The organism is Paenibacillus sp. AK121 (assembly GCF_019042715.1).
GTDB lineage: Bacteria > Bacillota > Bacilli > Paenibacillales > Paenibacillaceae > Paenibacillus > Paenibacillus polymyxa_C.
On record NZ_JAHPJM010000011.1, the window covers coordinates 162,107 to 183,376 of the forward strand.

Here is a 21,270-nt window from a genome sequence, read left to right on the forward strand (position 1 = left end):
AGGGAGTGAAGGCATGAAAGGAAGCTCGCAGAAGCTTGCGCCATACTTGTTTATCGGTCCCTCCATCATCCTGTTAACGCTGTTTTCGTTGTTGCCGATACTACTGGCGCTCGTGATCAGCTTCACGGATATGGATCTGTCCGGACTCGTTAATTATGAAAGTATTCGCTTTATAGGATTGGAAAATTATACGAACGTGCTTTTGGACCCTTCCTTTTTGAAGTCCATTGGTAATACGTTGTTCTTTGTCATCATTGGTGTTCCGTTGGTGCTGATATTTTCGCTCAGCATCGCGATCCTGATTAACATGGGTAAATCACGTGCTTTCAAAATATTCCGCGTCGTGTTCTATCTGCCGTCCGTAACGAATGTAGTTGCGGTCGCAGTCGTTTGGAGCTATCTGTATAATCCGACGCTTGGATTATTCAACTACGTACTTGGTCTGATGAATTTAGGTCCCGTCCCATGGCTGACCGATCCAACAGTAGCGAAAATTTCGCTGATTGTGTTAGCGGTTTGGCGGGGCATCGGCTTAAACATGATTATTTTTATTGCGGCTATTAAAGGGATTCCGGGCTCTTATTATGAAGCGGCACAGCTTGACGGGGCCAATACATGGCAGCAAATTCGTTATATTACGCTTCCGCAGCTTCGTTATGCTATTTTCTTCGTGTCCATCACAACGATGATCGGCTGGCTGCAATTTTTCGAGGAACCTTTTGTCATGACCAAAGGGAAACCGCTGGACGGCACGCTAACGGCATCCTTGTTCATTTACAATAACGGCTTCCAATTTAGTAAATTCGGGTATGCCGCGGCGGGATCGTTCATTCTGTTCTTCGCGATCATCGCGGTGACGCTGATTCAGTTCCGTTTGCAAAATAAAGCGGAGTCCTGATAGAGAGAGGTGATGAACGTGAAAACAGCTGTTCAGCAAGCCCGCGCCAATACGCGCAGTGGTGAAAAAACATTTCAATGGTTCGTGGCGATTCTCCTGACTGTGGGAGGTCTGTTGATGGTGCTGCCTTTTGCGTGGATGATTTTATCCTCCTTTAAGACAGAGGGCGAGGTAACCAAAATTCCTCCAACCATCTGGCCGGAGCATTTTACACTGGATAATTTTAAAATCCTATTCGATAGCATGGCGTTTGGAACCTATCTGACGAATACGCTGATCATTGTCCTAGCTTCCTTCTTCGGATTATTCCTTAACGCCATGGCGGGTTATGGTTTTGCTAAATTCCAGTTTAAGGGCAAGGGCATCCTGTTCTATTTGGTGCTGGCAACCATGATGATTCCAGGTCAAGTGACGATGATTCCCGTCTATTTGATTCTGAACCAGATGGGGTTGACCAATTCTATGCTGGGGATTGTCCTTCCTGGATTGGTGGGCGCGTTTGCGATCTTCCTCTTCCGGCAGTTCATGTCCGATATCCCAGAAGAACTGCTGGAGGCGACCCGTCTTGATGGAGCAGGTGAGTTCCGCACTTTTTTACAAATCGTGCTACCCATTTCGACGCCGATTATCGCGGTACAGGCCATCCTGACCTTCATCGGTGGCTGGAACAGCTTCTTATGGCCGCTCATTATTGCGAACGATGAAAAGCTGTACACCTTGTCCGTCGGTCTGTCACTGCTCAAGGGACAGAACGAAAGTCAATTTGCCCTGCAAATGGCGGGCTCGACCTTCATGGTCGTTCCGATCATGATTTTTTTCATTATTTTCCAAAAGTATATTATTGAGAATTATACGATTTCGGGGATTAAGTAGGTGGATAATACGTGAATTGATAAAAACACAAAAACGGAGGACTTCCTAGTTTGAGCAAAAGAAGCCCTCCGTTTTTTGTGTATAAAAAAACAAAAATTCCTGGTCAGCTCATGTTCATTCTTAGAGAAGCTGCATCAGGATTTTGTTTATATATGGGGAACGGAAATATGAAAAAGTTAGAATTCAGATTGAGTGTTACGAAGGTGAATGAAAGTTTCGGTCTCCAGAATCATTAGGGTAGCATTACATTAACAACGACCGGCTTTTTTTAGCAAAGTGAACTATACTTTTATTATATTTATTTGAAAATATTTTAAAATAATAGGTTAACAAATTTTACATAATTACTTCAAAAAAAGTATAGAGGGTAACGAATACATATAGTATGACAACGAACGGCACCTTGATTTCCAAAGAAATTGAAAACTTCTTATTAGATCATCATGTTTCTATTCAGATAGGTCTACATGGTGATCAAATGACGCACGATTTCAATCGATATTATCAGAACAGAAAAGGTGTGGAGCGGTCTCGCATATGCTTGCCGTTGATGTGCATGGTAATCTTTATCCTTGTCAACGATTTGTTAATGAAAAGGATTACTCTTTAGGAAATGTAAGGGAAGGGATGGATGTAAGAAAGAAGAGTGGCATGCTTAGTGAGATGCGTTTAGAGAAGAGAACTGTATGCGGAGAATGTTGGGCTAAGAATCTATGTGGTGGAGGTTGTCCTCAAGAAAATATGGTGCTTAGTGGTTCAATTAATGAGCCAGTGGATAAATACTGTAACTTTACTCGTAGTGCAATAATGGATTGTATGAAATTGTATTTACGATTAACTAAAGAAGACAAGAAAAACCTGTTCTCTGCTAAGCGGCAGCGAGAGCAACTATTGGAGGATGCCTCATTTGACAATTGATATTCAAGCTTTAAGTAGGTCATATGGTTCTCACCAAGTACTTAACGAGCTTCATTTTCACATTGATAATGGTATATTCGGACTGCTCGGAGACAATGGAGCGGGTAAGACCACTTTAATGAAAATTCTTGCCACTTTACTTAGATTCGACCGAGGGGAAGTTGAAATATTCGGACATTCTTTGAAAAAAGAACCTGATGCTATTCGTTCTTTACTAGGTTACTTGCCACAGTATTTTGATTTTTTTCCAAATGTGACTATTTTGGAATCCATGAATTATTTTGCGGCTTTAAAAGGTATTCAAGGTAAACATCATATTCAAGAGGAGACATCACAGCGATTAATTGAGGTGGGACTTATCGATCAAGTTGATAAAAAAATAAAACAGCTGTCTGGGGGAATGAAGCAGCGCTTAGGAATTGCTCAAGCTATGTTAGGACAGCCTAAGTTGTTAATTGTTGATGAGCCTACGGTTGGACTGGACCCCAAAGAACGAATTGCTTTTCGAAACTTGCTTCAAAATTATGGAGAAGACAGGATTATATTGTTATCTACTCATATTGTTCCTGACGTTTCAAGCACATGTGACAAACTACTCGTTTTAAAAGAAGGCCGTTGTCTGTACCAAGGGGCTATAGACGATATGATTCGAACTGTCGAGGGTAAAGTGTGGTTGGTTGATGTTGGCAAGCGTCAATTGGAACAATTAAGCCAACAAGCTCGAATCACTTCCATTGTGCGGAAGGAAGGAAGAGTTCAGGCTCGATTATTGTGTAACTACCCTCCAGATTGTTGTACAGAAGTCACACCCGAAACGGCTAATCTTGAGGATGCGTATCTGTACATTTCCGATCCGGAGGAGAGTTAGCAGAATGGGACAAGTAATCAGAGCCCTAGTTCAATTTGAAGTTTTGCTTATGAAAAAAAGTGTAGTATTTTTTATAGCACTAACGTTCTCTTGTTTTTTAATTCCTTTATTTTTATATCTAGGAGCAGGGAATAAGAATAACGCGTTATGGATATTTTTGCATCATGGACAAATGTTCTTTACCATATTACTTATGCCGTTAATGTATTCTGTTCTTTATGATGGCGAGAAGCAAAAAATGATTTCTTCTGTTATTATGCCTAAATTGCCTAAAGGAGCCCAATATTTTTATTGTAAGAGTTGTGTATTATGGGGAGTGGTTTGCTTATTTCAATTTGTCGCTTTAGCTATATTTTGTGTGGTTCAATGGACGACTCATGGGAAGGCTCCATTCTTGATACTGCTTCATCTAACAGTAGCAGGTGTAGCAACTACTGGATATTCTGTTCAAATTACCGTCATATTGAACTTGCTCTTACGTAAACAACTGTATGTGAACATTGTAGTGCTCGTTTACCTTTTAATCAGTATTACTATCAACTTGCCTTACATTTCAATCTGGTTTAATCCAGATTGGATTATTTCCAATTTCTTCACACAGTCGTTTGCTTTTGGGCGAGTATTCCTATTTTTGCTTATGTGGGTATTGATGAAAGTCAGTAATCATCTATGGATGGCGAGGGTACAAGAATGAATGGAATTATAGTTCGTTTCTGGCTGCAGCTTTTACTTCGAAGAGAACAAGCAGTAACCTTGCTGGTTTCCTTTAGTGTGGTTCTTTTATTCAATTTAATAATGAATGAAGGTATTGCAATAACTTATAGTGTTAACTTGTTATTTGTAGCTTTTTTTTCTTTACAGACTGCGAGTATACACAATCGTAATCATACAGAACCGTATATATATATTTCTGTCTTTCCTAATTATCGTCTAATCGCTTACCAGCTTTATGTTTCTTTAATTCTTTCGTTTCCTCTCTTGCTCATGATGGTAGGACTTTTATGGAAATCATTCGCTGATGTATCATTATGGAATTTGGTTATCATTGTATTTTTTTCTAGTGTTTTTTCATCGATGTTGGGTCTCTTCCTGGGGCAGGTAGTAAAGCATTATGGGTTGGCCTTCACTTTTCTCATTGCTTTTTACCTTCCTATAGGTTTAGTTTCCTGGTCTTTTAATGAAAAGTTACGTTACATATCTCCTGTAGTGAATATATTCAACCCCTATATGATCAACTGGCGAAATCTCTTTGGACTCTTAGGCTGTAGTTTATTATTTTACGGATTAGGCACATTGTTATCCAGTCGGCGCGGAGGCGGCAAAAAGTCTATAATCCCTTGGATTAGTACGGTCCTTGCTTGTAGTATATTGATGGGCGTATGGGGATATGAGAGGCTATTTAATGAGAATGTACAGACATCGTCGTTTCAAAAAATAACTGTGGGACAAACACAAGTAGAGTATAAGGGGATTAGTTCGTATCAGGCTAGGCAATTTGCCACCCTTTTTGAAACGCTGTATCAAGTGGCTAAGAAAAAGGAGACACACCCGATTCACTATACCTTGGAAATCACCCGAATACACTCCATGTCATCGTTCGAGCCGAAAATAATAGTGCAAAATCATAATAAACTTCAAATCAATATTTATTCAAATAAGCTTTTAGAGTTTAATTTCGGAATGGATTGGGCGAGTAAGTGGATTGATTACATTTTGCCACAATTGACCCACTTGTCCAATGAGCAAGTTGACGCTTTTAAACGCCTCAAAAATGAAATTATTTTGGAAGTTAGAGAAAAAAATCCCGAAAATATCTATACAATTCAGGGTGACTGAGAGCTAAAATAGTGAGATTTCATGAAGAACGAATAATAGTAGATAAAAAGAAAGGGATGGATGCATGGAACGTTCGGAAAAACAAGTATTTAAACAATTTCAAAAATTCGTTGATAATAGACTGTGCCTCTACATATCTCATCGCTATACCTCTGTTTTATATGCAGATAAAATTTTAGTTATGGAAAAGGGTCAGATAGTAGAAGAAGGAACCCACCAAGAACTAATTGAAAGTAGAGGGTTTTACTATAATTTATTTTCTGACGAAATTCATACATTCCAGAAAGCGCTAGTTATTAATGATGTACGCTAACTGTGTATTGAGATTCAGGCAAATAGTGGGACTGCGAACAGAATTGTTTTTTACCTTATGAGAAGTAGACTATAACAAAAAAAAGCGGAGCTTCCCTTTGAGAGGCCCTGCTTTTGGGCTTCACATTGGACATTTTCTATACGAGTTAGCCAATATTGATGGGATAGTGCACGAATCTTTCTTTTCAGTCTGTAAATGCGGGTCGTTATCGCCGTAACTGAAATATTATATTTGTCAGCGAGGAAGGACATAGACAGCGGAGGTTGCTTACATATAACAAGTTGATAGACGATAAAGGACTGCTTAACAGTGAAAAAGGAATGAAGAATTTGTGAAAAGCGATGATAAAATATACAAAAACATACAAAAAAACCGATATACCTCTAGAATTACTATTTAGAAGAGAAATGGAGGTTTTAAGATGAATGTATCTTTTACATCATCTCACCAATCGTCGTTCCACACCACAGATAACAACCGACTTGAACTACGGCATCCCCTTTCCCCTCAGGCTGAAAGGAAGAGTATAGGCAAGCCGCAAAACAAGATTATTCAGCAATTGATAGAGCAGAAGCAAAATCTGATGGAGAGGCGTTCGGACTATATAAGTAATGCTCTAAAACGTGGCCTCGGTTCGGAAGCTGTAAAAGACGAAATGGAAAAGATAGATAAGCAGATTCAACAAATTGACGAGAATATTCAGAAGCAATCAATAGAAGAACAAAAAAAAGCATTTGGAATGGATGAGGAAAGTAAAAAAGAAGCCCAGGAAGATAAAAAGGAACAATATACGCACAAGACTGCAGAGGAGCAGAAGCAAAGTCTCATGACTTATACGATGCATAGTATTGTATCAGCAAACAACCAGCTGAAGAATTCCAAAATCACTAAAAGGGCACAAATTACATTAGAAAGCGAAGCTAAAGGTTGGGAAAACACTAACCCTTCAAGATCAACTACTTTGCGTGAGAAGGCAGAAGGCCTTAATGGGAAAATTATGGAGATTGCCTCAAATATCAATGAGTGCATTAGAAAAGCAGTGAATGAGGAAGCGACGATAATAGATCGAGATGAACCAAAGGATGAGAAAGAATCAAGTATAGAGGTTGGTAGGGTGTGGACTGAACAAGAGATCAATGCCTATGTGGATTCGGCTAAAGACAAAGCTAAGAATGCAGGTGTGAAGATTAATATTGCAGTTTAATCGGACTATTATTGCTATTTAGTAAAGAGGCTATTTGCTAACTAGGTTTGTTTATAAAATGAAGTGTTCAAAAATACGTAACCAAATGCTTATCGTTTATTATTAAATACTTAATACATATATTAAGTATTTAATAATAATATTGACTATGCTAATTACGGTGTGTTATATTGGAAGCGTTAATAAAATGGCTTGTTAATTTTAGGTACAACAAATTTTATTTTCGCATTCAGAGAGGATGGTTTAGGTGGCAGCAGCTGTAAAAGCAAAGATGATTGTAGACAAATCTTTTCGTATTGCTGAAGTCGATAAACGCATTTATGGTTCTTTTGTAGAGCATCTCGGGCGTGCTGTATATGGTGGAATTTATGAGCCTACTCATTCGACTAGTGATGAAAGCGGTTTCCGCAATGATGTTAAAGAACTGGTAAAAGAGCTGGATGTTCCTATTATACGCTATCCGGGCGGCAATTTTGTATCCGGTTACAATTGGGAGGATGGTGTCGGCCCTGTTGCATCCAGACCTAGACAGTTGGAGCTGGCGTGGAGAACAGTGGAGCCGAATGAAGTAGGAACGAATGAATTTTTTAAATGGGCCAAGGATGTTGGCTCTGAAGTAATGATGGCGGTAAATCTGGGTACGCGTGGAATTGATGCGGCGCGTAATCTGGTGGAATATTGCAATCATCCAGGAGGCTCCTATTGGAGTGATTTACGTCGTAGTCACGGTATAGAGCAGCCACATAAGATTAAAACCTGGTGTCTTGGCAATGAGATGGACGGACCGTGGCAGATTGGGCACAAGACAGCGGAGGAATATGGTCGTCTGGCTGTAGAATCTGCAAAAGCCATGAGGCTGATTGATCCTGACATTGAACTTGTATCCTGTGGAAGCTCCAGCTCCACGATGCCGACGTTCCCGGAATGGGAGGCAACCACACTGGATCATACGTACGAGGTAGCCGACTATATTTCCCTGCACCAATACTACGGCAACCATGACAATGATACGGCTAATTATCTGGCACGTTCCATGGACATGGATCATTTTATTCATACTGTCATTTCGACTTGTGATTATATCAAAGCGAAGAAACGTAGCAAGAAAAAAATGATGCTCAGCTTTGACGAATGGAACGTATGGTACCACTCCAATGATGCAGACAAAAAAATCGATCCATGGTCTGTGGCACCACCGCAGCTTGAGGATATTTACAACTTTGAGGATGCATTGTTGGTGGGCAGCATGTTGATTACGTTCTTGCGTCACGCGGACCGTGTAAAAATGGCTTGCCTGGCTCAACTGGTCAACGTTATTGCGCCAATCATGACCGAGAATAACGGAAAAGCGTGGAAGCAAACGATCTTCTATCCGTATCTGCATGCTTCCCGTTATGGTCGCGGGGTATCACTGATGCCTGTAGTGGATTCCGAAAAATACGATTCCAAGGACTTTACGGACATTCCTTATCTGGATAGCGCTGTGGTTTATGATGAAGAGGGAGACGCGCTGACTGTCTTTGCAGTGAACCGTCACTTGTCTGAATCGCTGGAGCTGACGGTAGATGTACGCAGTTTCGAAGGCTACCGTATTGTCGAGCATACCGTGCTGGAGCATGATGATCTCAAAGCGACCAATAGCCCAGCTGGAGAAAAGGTTACGCCTCATAACGGTGGCAATGCCAAGCTTGAAGACGGAATTGTAAAAGCTCGTTTGGGCAAAGCCTCGTGGAATGTTATCCGTCTTGCTAAGTCTCATTAATTCTTTTATATAAAAGGAACGGACTGGGTTATACCTAAAAAGCCCGCATTCTCTCTTGTAAGGCTACTACAAGAGCAGGAATGCGGGTTTTTGTATAAAAATGAGCCATTTGTCCCTCCATCGATATAGTGCTCAAAAGGAAGAGGTAATTCCAATAAATATTATATTTATTCCTAAATTTAACTAGGCAAAGATGATCCTTAATCACTAAGTGTTCGTGCCTCGTACATTTTTATGAAGTTAATTAGACCCAGTGCCCACCCTCCTGGGTGAAAAAAGACCCTGTTGTACCGTTGTCAATGAATTGATATCTGAAATGAAGGTGTGTAATCCGTCTTAAATCCACGTTATACTTTAAAAGATAGCTATTTTAAATAAAAGATGGCTGTAGCATTTCGTGAAAGGAATGATCTCTATGAGTCAAACAGACGAATATCGTTTTCAAGTAAATTTGGGCGGCATGATTGATATTTTGGCCAATCATTTATATAGCAGTCCACGGGTGTTTATACGTGAAATACTACAAAATGCAACAGATGCGATCACGGCTCGCAAAGAGCTACGGAAGACTGAAGCTGAAAGTAGATCATTGAAAGAAGACAATAACCTTGAAGATACAGCTTCTGAGAGTAACGACTATGAAGGCAAAGTCATCGTAGAGCTATCCGGTGCCGGGGATCAGCAGGTATTGATGATTCAGGATAACGGTATTGGATTGTCTGAAGAAGACATTCACCGGTTTCTGTCGATCATCGGGCAGTCTTCCAAGAAGGGGGCTGATTTGCTAACCTCGGAGACTTCATTTATCGGGCGTTTTGGGATTGGCTTGCTGTCTTGTTTTATGGTGAGCGATGAAATTGTAGTACTGACCCGTTCGGCGAAGGAAGGCATCTCTATGGAGTGGAGAGGGAAGCCAGATGGGACGTATACGATTCGTCGGTTAGAGACTGAGCTGCCTATAGGGACGCAAATTTATTTGCGCTGTAAGCCGGGGAGCGAGTTTTATTATGAGCCAGCGCAGGTGAAAGACTCCTTATTTTATTATGGAGCCTTGCTGCCATATCCTGTCCTGCTGTCTGTAGACGGGGAGACTAAGCAGGTCAATCTTCCATCGACAAGCTGGATGCAGGACCCGGAACAATTACGGAGTCGACGCGGTGAGGTGCTGGATTTAGGTTATCGCCTAATGGGTGAGCGCTTCAGTGATTTTATACCGCTACGAACAGCATCGGGCAGAACCGGCGGGATTGCATTCATTTTGCCTCGCAGTGTTAATCTGAACAGCAAGCGGCTGCATCGGGTGTATCTGAAGCATATGCTCGTGTCCGACAAAGCGGAAAATGTATTGCCAGAATGGGCATTTTTCATTAAAAGCCTGATTTGGACAGACGAATTGCAACCAACGGCATCTCGTGAATACTTTTATGAAAATGAGCAGCTTGATGCGGTTCGTTCCGAATTGGGAACCTGTATTCGGGAAGAACTGCTTCGCATGGCGCAATATGAGCCAGACCGCTTGCAGCACTGGATTCGTTTGCACGAGCTATCCATGAAGGCGCTCGCGGTCGAGGATGATGAATTTCTGCGGATTATGCACCGCTGGTTTTCCTTCGAAAGTACTTTTGGGCGGCGCGAGCTGAGTGAACTGATCCGAGAGGCGGGCGGGCGTCCGCTCCATTACACGGCGACCGTGGATGAGTATCGCCAGATTACGCATGTGGCGGCAGCGCAATCGATGCTGGTGATCAACGGCGGATATATCTATGATTCAGAAATTTTGGATAAGCTGCACTGGATCGACGCTACCCTGCAAACAGAGCGACTCAGCCCTGAGGATGTATCTTTATCATTTACCGGGTTGACGCAGGAAGAGCACACCAAGTATTACAATGTGCTACGTGTGATGGATGCTGCTTTGCAGCCGATGCGCTGCCGTGCTGAGTTGAAGCGTTTTGAGCCTGCGAGCTTGCCTGTGCTGTACACCATTTCACAGGATGCACTAACCTTGCGCTCCATGGAACACACAGTTGAAGAGACCACTTCGCTTTTTTCCAATGTGCTCGATAGTCTAAAAGCGGGAGTCCAGCAGAACGCGGGCTATTCGACCTTGTATTTTAATTTAAACAACCCGGTAGTGGCGCGGATTTTTGAAGCTACCGATACACAGATGATTACGGCTGCAACAGAAATGATGTATGTGAATGCGCTTATGATGGGTCACTATCCGATGAACCGCAGTGAGCTAGGGCTGATGAACCGGAGTGTGCTGCATTTTATCAATTGGGGATTAGGGAACGGACAGAATACGTAATTGCGTAATTAAAGGAGGATTCAAATGGAAGAGACGATATATGAAATGATGGAGCAGGCGCAGGATATGCCCGGAGGGGCGGCAAAGCTGGCGATTCTGGAAGAGGCTGTTCGCCTGGCGGATACTTCAGGTTTGAAGGAGCTCGCTTATGAAATTCGGGGAGAGATTGTAGACTGTGCTATTTTTAACGGATATCCATTGAAGTCGCTGATTGCTTTTTCATGGCAGCTGGGTCAATTTGACCAAAATCCAGAGGAATACGACCCCGTTGAGCTGTTGTGGAACTATAAATGGATACTTGGAAAGGTGTGCAGTTTTCCGAATATATCAAAAACTCAAATCGAGGATCTGGTAGAGGATATGCGCAGACGTTATGCTGAATACGGGTATAATGAGCGACCATATTACTATTATAAGTTTCGCATCGCGATGGACATGGGTGAACTGGATGAAGCACGGCGGTATCTGGATATGTTCCGCGTAATTGAGCCAGACAGTATGAGTGATTGTGAAGCCTGTGAGCAGAGCCAGATGGTGCGATTCTATTACTTGACCGGAGAAGACGAGCAGGCGCTTGCCGTGGCAAAACCGATTTTATCGGGACGGATGAGATGTGCAGAAGTGCCGCATGTGACGCTCTCGCAGGTGCTATTGCCGCTGTATCGTCAAGGCGAGGTTGATCAGGCGAAGGAGCAGTATCGCAAAGGCTATCGCCTGGTTCGTGATGACCGTGACTTCCTGAAAACGATAGCAGAGCATATTGAGTATTTGACGGTTGCAAATCCGATTGAAGGAATCGGAGTGGTGGAACGTCATTTGCACATCGCATTGGACTATGAGAGCGGATTGGAGCAAATGTATTTTTACGCAGCGATGGTAGGGCTGCTGCAAAAGCTGGATACTTCGAGAAAACTTCGTTTGATTCGGATGCCTGCATCTTTTGAATGGGGCAAACAGGAACGTACGTTAGAAGAGATCATTGCGTACTTCAGACCACTGGCAGAGTCTGCGGCAGCTGAATTTGATCGACGGAATGGGAATGCATTTTATTCGGAATGGATCGGAAAGATCGTTCAACCGGCGTAGAAGAACAGGCGACTGTGGCGAATATTTTATACAGCCCAAACAATGAACGAGTACAATATTCTTGTTAGAAATGACAGGAGGGATTATATCGTGACTATAACCCAGAAGGTGATTAATTTTGCACATCGCGGAGCTTCCGGGGTATGTCCTGAAAATACGATGGCGGCTTTCCGCCACGCGTTGGAACTGGGAGCAACAGGCATTGAAACGGATGTGCAGCGTACCCAAGATGGGTATTTGGTGCTGATTCACGATGAGTCGCTGGAGCGCACGACAGGTTGCCCGCTGGATGTAAGAGATACCACGCTGGAAGAATTAAATAAACTGGATGCAGGCAGTTGGTTTGATGAGAAATTTCGAGGCGAGCGGGTACCGATGCTGGGTGAGTTACTGGAACTGGCACAGTCCTCGGATACCATTATTAATCTGGAACTGAAAAATAGCATTCATCTCTATCCGGGGATGGAGGAAGAGGTCATTGCCGCTGTGAAGCGCTTTGGATTGGAAGAGCGGGTGATCTTATCCAGCTTCAATCATGAATCGCTCGCGCTCTGTGCGCAGATTGCCCCCGAGATCAAGACGGGAGCGCTCTATATTGAGATTATGGTTCGCCCATCGGAGTATGCAACCCAATTCGGGGCTACAGCACTTCATGCCTACAAGCAAGTGGTTACACCGGAAGCGGTGTCCGAGGCTTTGGCATTAGGCGTCGTCTACCACCCATGGACGGTGAATGAGCCGGAGGAAATGGAGCGTCTGCTGGAGGCCGGAGTGAACGGCATCATCACAGACTATCCTGATCGGTTGGCGCATATTCTAGCTGTCCACTCTTCCTAAGAGGAAGACGCAGTAAACCTACAGCTAAGGATTGTAGGGAAGTAGATGTAGCTATGTATTAAAAGAAAAAAGACTCTCCTACGTACTCGCTTTCACGAGACAAGGAGAGTCTTTTTTTTTGGCTTGAGCCGAAGTGAATATCATCACGACGATTTTGATTCCGTTCTACTTGATGCCGATTCTCATACGATAGCTAAACAGGATATCCAGTGTTCTGCCTTCAAAATGATTCTCAACCAGCTTCACGAAGCGGGCTATATCGTCGTCAAGCGTTCGATTGCCAAGTTTGAACAGGCTCTGAATTCCTCCCTGGCTAAGAGCGAGCCCAGTATAACGAGCAGCGTCACATTGCTCACGATTGTGGAAGACAATCTCCCGAATATAGCGGAATTGCCCGCTATGGTGCAGATTAGCTAGATGCTGATCCTTGCTCCATTTATGAGCCTGTTGCTCTACAGGAGCTTCCTGTTCCAAAACGGTATCAGCTTTGGTGATAAGCTCTGTATAAGCTTGCTCTATCTGCCATTGCAGCACAGGAGGCCAGTCACAGTCAAAGGCTGCGAACACGCCGCCTTGTGCCAAGACCCTGCCTGCTTCCTGGAGTGTGCTCTCGGGGTCCATCCAGTGAAAGGACTGAGAACAGGTGATGACATCTACAGTGCCGTCCTCAAAGGGCAGGTTGTTAGAGAACCCGCTTTCGAAGGAAATGGTACCTGTCATTGTCGTTCCTGCTTTCTCCAGCTTGCGCTGCGCTATTCCTCTCATGTCCGGGTTAGGCTCGATGCCGACGATTCGACGAGCGGTGTCTTTCCATATGAAAGTAGAGAGCCCAGTACCGCAGCCAATATCGGCAACTAGCGCTACATTCCGATCCAGATAGCGGCTGATGATTTCCACGACGAGTGATGGCGCTTCTGGACGGTGTTGATCATAGTTGTCGGCAAAGCCATTGAAACGATCCACATTACTTTGCAGATTTCCCTCAGGTATCATAGGGGCTTTTCCTCCTTAGTTTCGGCCGGGCGACCGCGTAAATTCCGATGCTCTGTACTTTTACATTGTACAAGCTTATGTGCTTAACCAGCTACATTCGTGATTTCACAACATGATCGGATTTCGGTAGGAGGAAATTTGTCTATTTAATCATTGAAGCAAGCGCCCACTCACGCATCATGGAGTCAAGCATTGGACGCAAATCTTCGCGCTGCATGCCCATGTGGAGCACTGCTTCCAGATAGCCAGCTTTATCACCAATATCGTAGCGTGTGCCCTCCAGTTCCAATGCAAGCAGCTGGTTTTGCAATGCTACTTGATGCAGAGCATCTGTCAATTGGTATTCACCGCCCGCTCCAGTGGACATGTTCTCCAATATGGAGAAAATAGAAGGCTCCAATACATAGCGACCAATGACAGCCTGCCGCGAAGGAGCATCTGCCGGCGATGGTTTTTCAACAAGTCCGCCGACTTCATGAATAAGGCCATTTTGGTGAGTGGAGTCAATAATGCCGTATTTACTTACATCCTGTTCTTCTACCGTGCGCACGCCGACCACTTGCTTGCCAGTGGCTTCGTATACATCCATCATTTGACGAATCGCCGGAGTGGAGGAATTCATTATATCATCGCCCAATAACACGGCGAAGGGCTCATCGCCAATGAACTGACGGGCACAGCGTACCGCATGTCCCAAGCCGAGCGGTTCTTTTTGACGGATATAGTGAATGACTGCTTTGCCTCCGATGCTTTGAACTTCACGCAGAAGATCATATTTTCCCTTGCTCTCCAGTACTTGCTCCAGCTCTACAGACTTGTCAAAATGGTCTTCGATGGCTTTTTTATTACGCCCCGTAACGATAATGATGCTCTCAATTCCAGATTTGATGGCTTCTTCAACGATATATTGAATGGCTGGTTTATCTACGATTGGAAGCATCTCTTTTGGTAAAGCTTTCGTAGCTGGCAAAAAACGGGTTCCCAAACCGGCGGCAGGGATAACGGCTTTTGTAATTTTTCTCATAGAGATTCACTTTCCTTTCGGGATGGGGAACCGAACACCCAGTATCGGCTCCCGATATAATTGATGATCATTCCGGCTGCGGTGGCGATCAGCTTGCCTAAAGCAAGCGGCAGCTCGGTTTCAGTGTGAAGCACTTGCAGCAATAAGGAGGTTATCCCCAATACGATGAGGTTGATGACGATAAATTTGAGTAACTGACCTTTGCTTGTGTTGTTTGCTTGTTGTTTGCTGAATGTCCATTTGCTGTTCAAAATATAACTGTTGGCTGTGCCGCAGCTGTACGAAATGATCTGCGCCACCACGACCGGCACTCCGGTCCAAGCCAGTAGCATAAAAATGATATAATCTACTCCTGTATTCACCAGACCTACGATGCCAAATCGGATCATAGGAAGCAGCTGGGCCATGCGACTTTTCATAGATTAGGCCCCATGACCGGATTTGGGTCCAGTATATACCGCGCTGTTGTCGCGTACTGTACGTCCGCCCGAAATCAGACTGTCACGGGCTCCTTTCATGTACAGGGACTCGCGTTGTTCAGGAACCTTCATAGCATGTGTCGGACCGTTATCGTATTGTCCACCCAGACGCTCACGGACAATGTAGAGTGGACGTGCTTTGGTTTCGTCATAAATCCGTCCAATATATTCACCCATAATACCGAGAATAATCAGAATCACTCCGTCGAAGATCAGGCTGATGCTAATCATGGATGACCAGCCTTTCATCACATAGGAATCGGTGAAAAAGTTAAGAAACAACACATACATCAGATACAGGAAGCCGGACATGGACAAAAGTGCGCCGATATAACCTGCCAGCTTGAGCGGCTTAATCGAAAAGGATGTGATCCCGTCGAGACTGAGCTTGATCATGCGTTTTAGCGGATACTTGGTTTCGCCTGCGAGCCGCTCATCGCGCTCATATTCAACAGCAGTTTGTTTAAAACCGATCCAACTGACCAGACCGCGTACGAATCGGTTATTTTCCGGCAGACGTTTCAATTCATCTATGACCTTACGATCCATTAGGCGGAAGTCCCCGGTGTCGACCGGGATATTAATATCCGTTGATGCTTTAAGTACGCGGTAAAAGAGGCTGGCAGACCATTTCTTGAAGCGAGTTTCGCCATTGCGTTTGAGCCGTTTGGCGTAAACGACTTCATAGCCTTCCTTCCACTTGTTAGCCATCTCAATAATTAGTTCCGGCGGGTCCTGGAGGTCAGCGTCAATGACGACGACCGCCTCTCCCACCGCATAATCCATCCCAGCGGTAATTGCTAGCTGATGACCAAAGTTGCGAGAGAAATCAATCAATACAATCGTGTCATCTCTGAGACTGAATTCCTTGATGAGTTGGACGCTGCGGTCCGAACTTCCATCATTTACGAAGATCAGCTCGTAGGGCTCGCCCATTGAGCCCATGACTTGTTTCAGTCTCCGATAGGTTTCTGTAATAACGGCTTCCTCGTTGTACATCGGGATAACTATGGAATAACGGATAGGTTCACTCATTCGTAGTTCCTCCTCATTTATAATGTGATTTCGTATAAAGTACCGCTTCCGCCACGCTCGTCTCCGCCAAATCCACCTTGACCATCCTGAACGCTTGCGTTGGTGTTCGTGGTGTCGTTTCCGCTGTTCGTTGCTTTCACTGCTGTACTTGTTTCTGCTGTTGTTGTTTTCCATTCATCTGTAGGGATTACTTTGCCGTGTTCTTTAATCCATGCAGTGACTTCGGAGTTGCCGCCGTCCGGTCCACCGCCGCCACCAGAAATCATAAAGTATTTCACTTGCCCACTTTCGACCAGCGCCTTGATTTTATCGACGGTATAGACCGGATCGGAAGACACAAAACCGTTCATAATAATTACTTTTTGTCCGGCCTCGACCAGGTAAGGAGCGGCTGTTGAATAATTGCTTGCTGCGAAAAGATAGGTTTCACCTGTGTTATTTTTTTGCAAGTAGTTCAATGTTTTTTGATCTAAACTTTGGCTGCCGTTCGGGCCCCCCATTCCTCTGGAACGGGTAGAAGCTTTTTGTTCCGAGTCTGCACTTGTTTGTGTGCTTGAGGTATTTCCATCAGAGTTGGAATTCTCTGCATTTTGAGTCTGGTTATTCATTTGAGTTCCTTCGGCTTGTTGACCATTGAAGCTTGCATCTCTATTGCCATCATTGCGGTCTGGCATTCCGCCACCGCCGCCGCCAAATTGAGTCGGTCCAGCTTGCGGAATCATGCTGTTCCCCCCGTAGACGATTGGTGTCAATGCCCAGTACACAGGGCCGATAAACATAGCGAGTACACTTGCGATAATAGCGTATCTTGTGAACTTCTCGGATTTCCTTCGTGCTACCACCAGGAGTGCTGTGCCGATGATCCCTAGGATCAATACCGCGATGGACCAGCCACTGCCGATGGTATCGTTGTAATTTTGTAGAATGAACCAGCTAAATACCGATGTTGCTAATACTGCCACGGGTAACAGCCAGGAGAGCCAGTTGGAACGCTCACGATACTGCTGCCACAATTCTACGAATCCTGCTCCGAAGAGCGCTGCAATCGGTGGTGCGAGCATAATTAGGTAATAATGATGGAAGAAACCTGCTACGCTGAAAAATGCAGCTACGGGAATCAACCAGGCGAGCCAGAAGATAACTTCTTTATGTTTCTGTGTGATATTACGGCGTCGAATACTGGCAAGCAGGCCGATGGAAGCAATGATTGCGAACGGAAGCAGCCAGCTGGCTTGGCCTGACAGGGAAGATTGGAACAACCGCAAAGGTCCCTTTTCACCAGTACCGAACATGCCGCCACCGGAATTTCCACCCGGGCCACCGCCTGGACCACCCTGGCCGTCTCCACCAGGAACGCCTTGCCCGTTCCCCCCGAATCCGCCGGGTGGTATTTGACCACCTGCACCGGGTCCGCCTGCTGCCATATTGTTGGCACCAGAGTCATCCGTAGTGGTAGTGCTGTCAGATGATGTAGTCGTCTGGACCTGATCCGTGTTCGTAATGTTGCTATTCGTTGCAGCGTTATTGTTTTGCTCTGAGCGTTGACCGCCACGATTGCCACCTGTTCCCTGATCTCCTGTCAGGCGAGACAGGCCGTTATAACCGAAGGCCAAATTCAGTACAGAGTTGGTTCCGCTACTCCCCATATAAGGACGTTCATCGGCCGGAGTGGAATCCACTACGACTGCCCAAGAGAGCGATACAATCAGGAGAACCACTGCCGATCCTGCCAACGTTATTGCTTTTCGTTTCCAGTTATACTTGGAAGCCAGCAGATAGAACAGGCCCAACGCAGGAACGATCATATAGGCTTGCAACATTTTTTCGTTAAAGGCAATGCCGACGACTGCGAAAGCAGCCAGGATCCGCCCGGTTTTGCTATTTTTAAGGCCTCTGAACAATAGCCAAGTTGCGAACAATAATGTGAAGACCAACATAGCGTCAATGTTATTCGTGCGGCTAACCGCTACGGCTATCGGTGTTGTTGCCATGGCGAAGGCAGCCAAACGTGCGGCCAGTGTACCAAAGCTCGGTTTGACGAGTAAGTAAACGAGCAAGACCGATCCGACCTGAGCCAGTGCCTGCGGCAGGATCACGCTCCATCCGTGAAGTCCGAATATATAGGCGCTCAACGTCTGAATCCAGAACACCACAGGCGGTTTGTCTACCGTTACCGATCCTGCAGAATCAAGTGAGGCGAAAAAGAAATTGTGAAAACTCTGCAGCATGCTTGCTACTGCTGTCGTGTAGTAAGTGTTTACGTACTTGTCTTGCCAGATGTTGTATCCGTTCAAAAATGCGGATATCAGCATAATGATGATCAGGGGGATGTCCGCCCTGGTCTTAAACCATTTCTTAATCATGTTCATTCCACTCCCTGTGAAAGTTTCTTTGTATTTATTCCGATCTTGGCCCGGTGAACTACCGGCTTGCTATTATCATGCCAGACGTACCTTAATGGGTTCTGAGCGCTCCCTGAACGTTAGCTGAAAGCTGGGGTGAGGTGCTTTTTTTACGGCAGGATTCAGGTATATTAGATACAGGTAAAAATGAATCGACTTTTAATATGATAAAAATGAAGCAATATGAAAGGGAAGATTAATAATGAATCCAATACACGGAGTTAAGATTATGCTGGCGGACGACGAGCCTCATATTTTGCAATTTTTAGAGCTTGGACTGATTAATGAAGGATATGAAGTCAGAACCGCCGAGAACGGGAGTGATGCACTCGATCTGGCAAGAGAGTTTCGTCCGCATGTAGCGGTGCTGGATGTAATGATGCCTGAAATGAACGGATTTGAGGTATGCCAAAGTCTCAAGGAGACAGAGGATAACATCGCAGTTATTATGCTGACCGCCAAGGATGATGTGGACGATCGGGTAAAAGGGCTCAAGCTCGGCGCGGATGATTATATCGTTAAGCCCTTCAGTTTTAATGAGCTGCTGGCTCGTATTGAAGCGCGTTTGCGAAATCAGTTCCCTGACCTGTTGGGGGAAGTGGTTCACGGACCCTTTCAAGTGGATGACCGACGAAAGGAGATTCGCTATCAGAGTCAGGTGCTGGAGCTATCGCCTACCGAATACGAACTATTGAAGTTTTTGGTGTTAAACCATGGAATCGTGCTGAGTAAAAGTCGTATTCTAGACCGAGTCTGGGGGTATGACTTTGGGGGAGAGGATAATATTGTGGAAGTGTACATTCGCTCCTTGCGAGAAAAACTCAAAGATAAGGAGCATCGGGTCATTCGGACGCTGCGTGGTGTTGGGTACCGAGTGGATCTGTTATGAAGGCGGGGAGGAAAAAACGGAGAAAATATGCGCTTCGCTCTCTCCGGTCCCAGCTTTTGGCCAGAACCTTACTCATTTTGGCATTGCTGCTCGTGTTGATCGGTTTTCTCCAATACTTTCTAATGAAAGATTTTCTGTATCGCAGTCGAGCAGACGCTATGAATACACAGCTGAATTCAATTCCTGTCGACTTATTGATTAAGGATTCACGGGATAATAGTGGGGATGGGATCGCCGCTCCCCAAGATGATACCAATCGGAGAGGTAATCGACCGGGGCCGTTTCTGTTTTGGCCGGATATGTCGCTTGCTTCTATAGGTATAGACGGCACCTTCCAGAGCTTGTCCAACGAAAATGGGCTTAAACCGCCGCGCCTCACCACTCAGCAGTATCAAGCAATGCAGCAGAGCAAGCGCATGCGTCACGGCTATCAATTAATTACGGATGCACAGGGAAAAGAGCAGCTAGTTGTATTTCGTCCGCTCGGTCCACCAGACCGTTCGTCAGGGTTACTGCAAATGGGCGTATCCACGAATTCCATGCAAGAGCAGCTGATTAATCAACTCCGCACCTTTATTTTATTGTCTCTGATTGCACTTGCGATTGGTTTGGCGCTTATGCTTCCTGTGCTTCGCCGTACATTGGTGCCCCTTTCCAGAATGGTCGAGGCAGTCAAACGTATTGATGCGGGCAATTTGGACGAGCGCTTTGACGCAGAGCAGGGTCAGTATGAAGTAGATCGCCTGGCAGTTTCATTTAATGGCATGCTGGAGCGGCTGGAGCATTCTTTTGCTGCCGAGCGGGAATTGCAGATGCAAATGCGACGATTTATTGCGGATGCTTCTCATGAACTGCGTACCCCGCTCACATCCATCCACGGGTTTTTGGAAGTGCTGCTTCGTGGAGCAGCATCCAATCCGAAGCAGCTCCAATCAGCACTAGAAAGTATGTATGGTGAATCCAAGCGCATGAACAAGCTTGTCTCTGATTTGCTATTGTTGGCTAAGCTGGACCGAACACCGGAGTTGAAGCTGGAAGATATATCGCTAGATGCATTGCTGCTGGAAATGAAGCCACAGCTCCTTATGCTGGCAGGCATACGTAAGGTATTTTTTGATATGACGGCAGGTGTTCGGGTATTGGCAGAAGGCGATAAGATCAAACAGGTCGTACTTAACCTGTTTCACAATGCTGTTCAACATACCGATATGGAGCAGGGCGTGATCCATGTCAACCTATCGGTTGGTAAAAAGCTGGCAGATATTCAAATTCGTGATAATGGACCCGGCATGGGGAAGGAACAACTGGAGCGGATATTTGAGCGATTTTATCGTGGAGATGAATCGCGTACACGCAGCTCAGGCGGAGCGGGCCTTGGTCTGGCTATTACACAATCGATCGTGGAAGCACACGGCGGGAGCATTACAGCTGAAAGCACACTGGGAACGGGAAGTATATTTAAAGTAACGCTGCCTTTAGCAGGAACAGTATAGTATCGCAGATTATGGTCTAACATAAGAATAGCCCCCCGAACCGCGACTT

The 21,270-nt window shown here is 45.0% G+C and carries 19 protein-coding genes; 14 read left to right on the forward strand and 5 right to left on the reverse strand.

Features of this window, described 5'->3' with window-relative positions:
• The first annotated feature begins 13 nt into the window (after nt 1–13).
• From KSP24_RS19065 to KSP24_RS19125, 12 genes are all read left to right on the forward strand, one after another.
• Nucleotides 14–898, forward strand: coding sequence for a carbohydrate ABC transporter permease (locus KSP24_RS19065; protein ID WP_013368986.1), 885 nt, complete (start codon nt 14–16; stop codon nt 896–898).
• Between the two features lie 18 nt (nt 899–916).
• The gene (locus KSP24_RS19070; protein ID WP_216976253.1) at nt 917–1,771 is read left to right on the forward strand and encodes a carbohydrate ABC transporter permease; all 855 of its coding nucleotides are present in this window, start codon (nt 917–919) and stop codon (nt 1,769–1,771) included.
• Between the two features lie 537 nt (nt 1,772–2,308).
• Nucleotides 2,309–2,689, forward strand: coding sequence for an SPASM domain-containing protein (locus tag KSP24_RS19075; RefSeq protein WP_051507720.1), 381 nt, complete (start codon nt 2,309–2,311; stop codon nt 2,687–2,689).
• Nucleotides 2,670–3,557, forward strand: coding sequence for an ABC transporter ATP-binding protein (locus tag KSP24_RS19080; RefSeq protein WP_254207882.1), 888 nt, complete (start codon nt 2,670–2,672; stop codon nt 3,555–3,557). Before KSP24_RS19075 ends, KSP24_RS19080 begins: the two co-directional genes overlap by 20 nt.
• A 4-nt stretch (nt 3,558–3,561) precedes the next feature.
• Nucleotides 3,562–4,251 carry an ABC transporter permease gene (locus tag KSP24_RS19085; protein ID WP_025674410.1) on the forward strand — a complete coding sequence of 230 codons (690 nt, stop codon included), beginning with the start codon at nt 3,562–3,564 and terminating at the stop codon, nt 4,249–4,251.
• Nucleotides 4,248–5,393, forward strand: a complete 1,146-nt coding sequence (locus KSP24_RS19090; protein WP_025674411.1) for a hypothetical protein — start codon at nt 4,248–4,250, stop codon at nt 5,391–5,393. Before KSP24_RS19085 ends, KSP24_RS19090 begins: the two co-directional genes overlap by 4 nt.
• A 64-nt stretch (nt 5,394–5,457) precedes the next feature.
• Nucleotides 5,458–5,706, forward strand: coding sequence for a hypothetical protein (locus KSP24_RS19095; RefSeq protein ID WP_240664119.1), 249 nt, complete (start codon nt 5,458–5,460; stop codon nt 5,704–5,706).
• A gap of 421 nt (nt 5,707–6,127) precedes the next feature.
• A complete protein-coding gene (locus KSP24_RS19105; RefSeq protein ID WP_216976259.1) occupies nt 6,128–6,910 on the forward strand; it encodes a muscle M-line assembly protein unc-89 Uncoordinated protein 89 in 783 nt (260 codons plus the stop codon).
• Between the two features lie 247 nt (nt 6,911–7,157).
• Complete coding sequence (gene arfA, locus KSP24_RS19110) at nt 7,158–8,672, forward strand: arabinosylfuranosidase ArfA (RefSeq protein WP_330706672.1); 1,515 nt, start codon at nt 7,158–7,160, stop codon at nt 8,670–8,672.
• A gap of 415 nt (nt 8,673–9,087) precedes the next feature.
• Nucleotides 9,088–10,983 (forward strand): HSP90 family protein, encoded by a 1,896-nt coding sequence (locus tag KSP24_RS19115; protein WP_064961828.1) that lies wholly within the window; start codon nt 9,088–9,090, stop codon nt 10,981–10,983.
• A gap of 24 nt (nt 10,984–11,007) precedes the next feature.
• Nucleotides 11,008–12,069, forward strand: coding sequence for a hypothetical protein (locus tag KSP24_RS19120; protein WP_216976261.1), 1,062 nt, complete (start codon nt 11,008–11,010; stop codon nt 12,067–12,069).
• Nucleotides 12,070–12,159: 90 nt separating this feature from the next.
• Complete coding sequence (locus KSP24_RS19125) at nt 12,160–12,906, forward strand: glycerophosphodiester phosphodiesterase (RefSeq protein WP_216976263.1); 747 nt, start codon at nt 12,160–12,162, stop codon at nt 12,904–12,906.
• 165 nt (nt 12,907–13,071) lie between these two features.
• Here KSP24_RS19125 and KSP24_RS19130 read toward each other — a convergent pair whose 3' ends face one another.
• From KSP24_RS19130 to KSP24_RS19150, 5 genes are all read right to left on the reverse strand, one after another.
• Nucleotides 13,072–13,899 carry a class I SAM-dependent methyltransferase gene (locus KSP24_RS19130; protein ID WP_064961831.1) on the reverse strand — a complete coding sequence of 276 codons (828 nt, stop codon included), beginning with the start codon at nt 13,897–13,899 and terminating at the stop codon, nt 13,072–13,074.
• 142 nt (nt 13,900–14,041) lie between these two features.
• Nucleotides 14,042–14,923, reverse strand: a complete 882-nt coding sequence (gene galU / locus KSP24_RS19135) for a UTP--glucose-1-phosphate uridylyltransferase GalU (protein WP_040102337.1) — start codon at nt 14,921–14,923, stop codon at nt 14,042–14,044.
• Entirely contained in the window at nt 14,920–15,342 is a 423-nt protein-coding gene (locus KSP24_RS19140; protein ID WP_025674426.1) for a GtrA family protein, read from the reverse strand. The genes galU and KSP24_RS19140 overlap by 4 nt, the downstream gene beginning before the upstream one ends.
• 3 nt (nt 15,343–15,345) lie before the next feature.
• Nucleotides 15,346–16,437 (reverse strand): glycosyltransferase family 2 protein, encoded by a 1,092-nt coding sequence (locus KSP24_RS19145; protein WP_137077664.1) that lies wholly within the window; start codon nt 16,435–16,437, stop codon nt 15,346–15,348.
• 17 nt (nt 16,438–16,454) lie between these two features.
• A complete protein-coding gene (locus KSP24_RS19150; protein ID WP_216976265.1) occupies nt 16,455–18,800 on the reverse strand; it encodes an ArnT family glycosyltransferase in 2,346 nt (781 codons plus the stop codon).
• Between the two features lie 241 nt (nt 18,801–19,041).
• On the opposite strand from KSP24_RS19150, the gene KSP24_RS19155 reads away from it, so the two are divergent.
• Nucleotides 19,042–19,728, forward strand: a complete 687-nt coding sequence (locus KSP24_RS19155; protein ID WP_014599406.1) for a response regulator transcription factor — start codon at nt 19,042–19,044, stop codon at nt 19,726–19,728.
• Nucleotides 19,725–21,221 (forward strand): sensor histidine kinase, encoded by a 1,497-nt coding sequence (locus KSP24_RS19160; protein WP_216976267.1) that lies wholly within the window; start codon nt 19,725–19,727, stop codon nt 21,219–21,221. The genes KSP24_RS19155 and KSP24_RS19160 overlap by 4 nt, the downstream gene beginning before the upstream one ends.
• The last annotated feature ends 49 nt before the right edge of the window (nt 21,222–21,270 follow it).

Excerpts from the sequence above, each read along its gene's own strand:
- KSP24_RS19075 (WP_051507720.1), top strand. The coding sequence starts at position 2,309 with ATGCTTGCCGTTGATGTGCATGGTAATCTTTATCCTTGTCAACGATTT.
- KSP24_RS19140 (WP_025674426.1), bottom strand. The coding sequence starts at position 15,342 with ATGAAAAGTCGCATGGCCCAGCTGCTTCCTATGATCCGATTTGGCATC.
- KSP24_RS19095 (WP_240664119.1), top strand. The coding sequence starts at position 5,458 with ATGGAACGTTCGGAAAAACAAGTATTTAAACAATTTCAAAAATTCGTT.
- KSP24_RS19085 (WP_025674410.1), top strand. The coding sequence starts at position 3,562 with ATGGGACAAGTAATCAGAGCCCTAGTTCAATTTGAAGTTTTGCTTATG.
- KSP24_RS19090 (WP_025674411.1), top strand. The coding sequence starts at position 4,248 with ATGAATGGAATTATAGTTCGTTTCTGGCTGCAGCTTTTACTTCGAAGA.
- KSP24_RS19080 (WP_254207882.1), top strand. The coding sequence starts at position 2,670 with ATGCCTCATTTGACAATTGATATTCAAGCTTTAAGTAGGTCATATGGT.
- KSP24_RS19155 (WP_014599406.1), top strand. The coding sequence starts at position 19,042 with ATGAATCCAATACACGGAGTTAAGATTATGCTGGCGGACGACGAGCCT.
- KSP24_RS19150 (WP_216976265.1), bottom strand. The coding sequence starts at position 18,800 with ATGATTAAGAAATGGTTTAAGACCAGGGCGGACATCCCCCTGATCATC.
- KSP24_RS19065 (WP_013368986.1), top strand. The coding sequence starts at position 14 with ATGAAAGGAAGCTCGCAGAAGCTTGCGCCATACTTGTTTATCGGTCCC.
- KSP24_RS19115 (WP_064961828.1), top strand. The coding sequence starts at position 9,088 with ATGAGTCAAACAGACGAATATCGTTTTCAAGTAAATTTGGGCGGCATG.
- KSP24_RS19120 (WP_216976261.1), top strand. The coding sequence starts at position 11,008 with ATGGAAGAGACGATATATGAAATGATGGAGCAGGCGCAGGATATGCCC.
- KSP24_RS19130 (WP_064961831.1), bottom strand. The coding sequence starts at position 13,899 with ATGATACCTGAGGGAAATCTGCAAAGTAATGTGGATCGTTTCAATGGC.
- galU (WP_040102337.1), bottom strand. The coding sequence starts at position 14,923 with ATGAGAAAAATTACAAAAGCCGTTATCCCTGCCGCCGGTTTGGGAACC.
- KSP24_RS19145 (WP_137077664.1), bottom strand. The coding sequence starts at position 16,437 with ATGAGTGAACCTATCCGTTATTCCATAGTTATCCCGATGTACAACGAG.
- KSP24_RS19160 (WP_216976267.1), top strand. The coding sequence starts at position 19,725 with ATGAAGGCGGGGAGGAAAAAACGGAGAAAATATGCGCTTCGCTCTCTC.
- KSP24_RS19105 (WP_216976259.1), top strand. The coding sequence starts at position 6,128 with ATGAATGTATCTTTTACATCATCTCACCAATCGTCGTTCCACACCACA.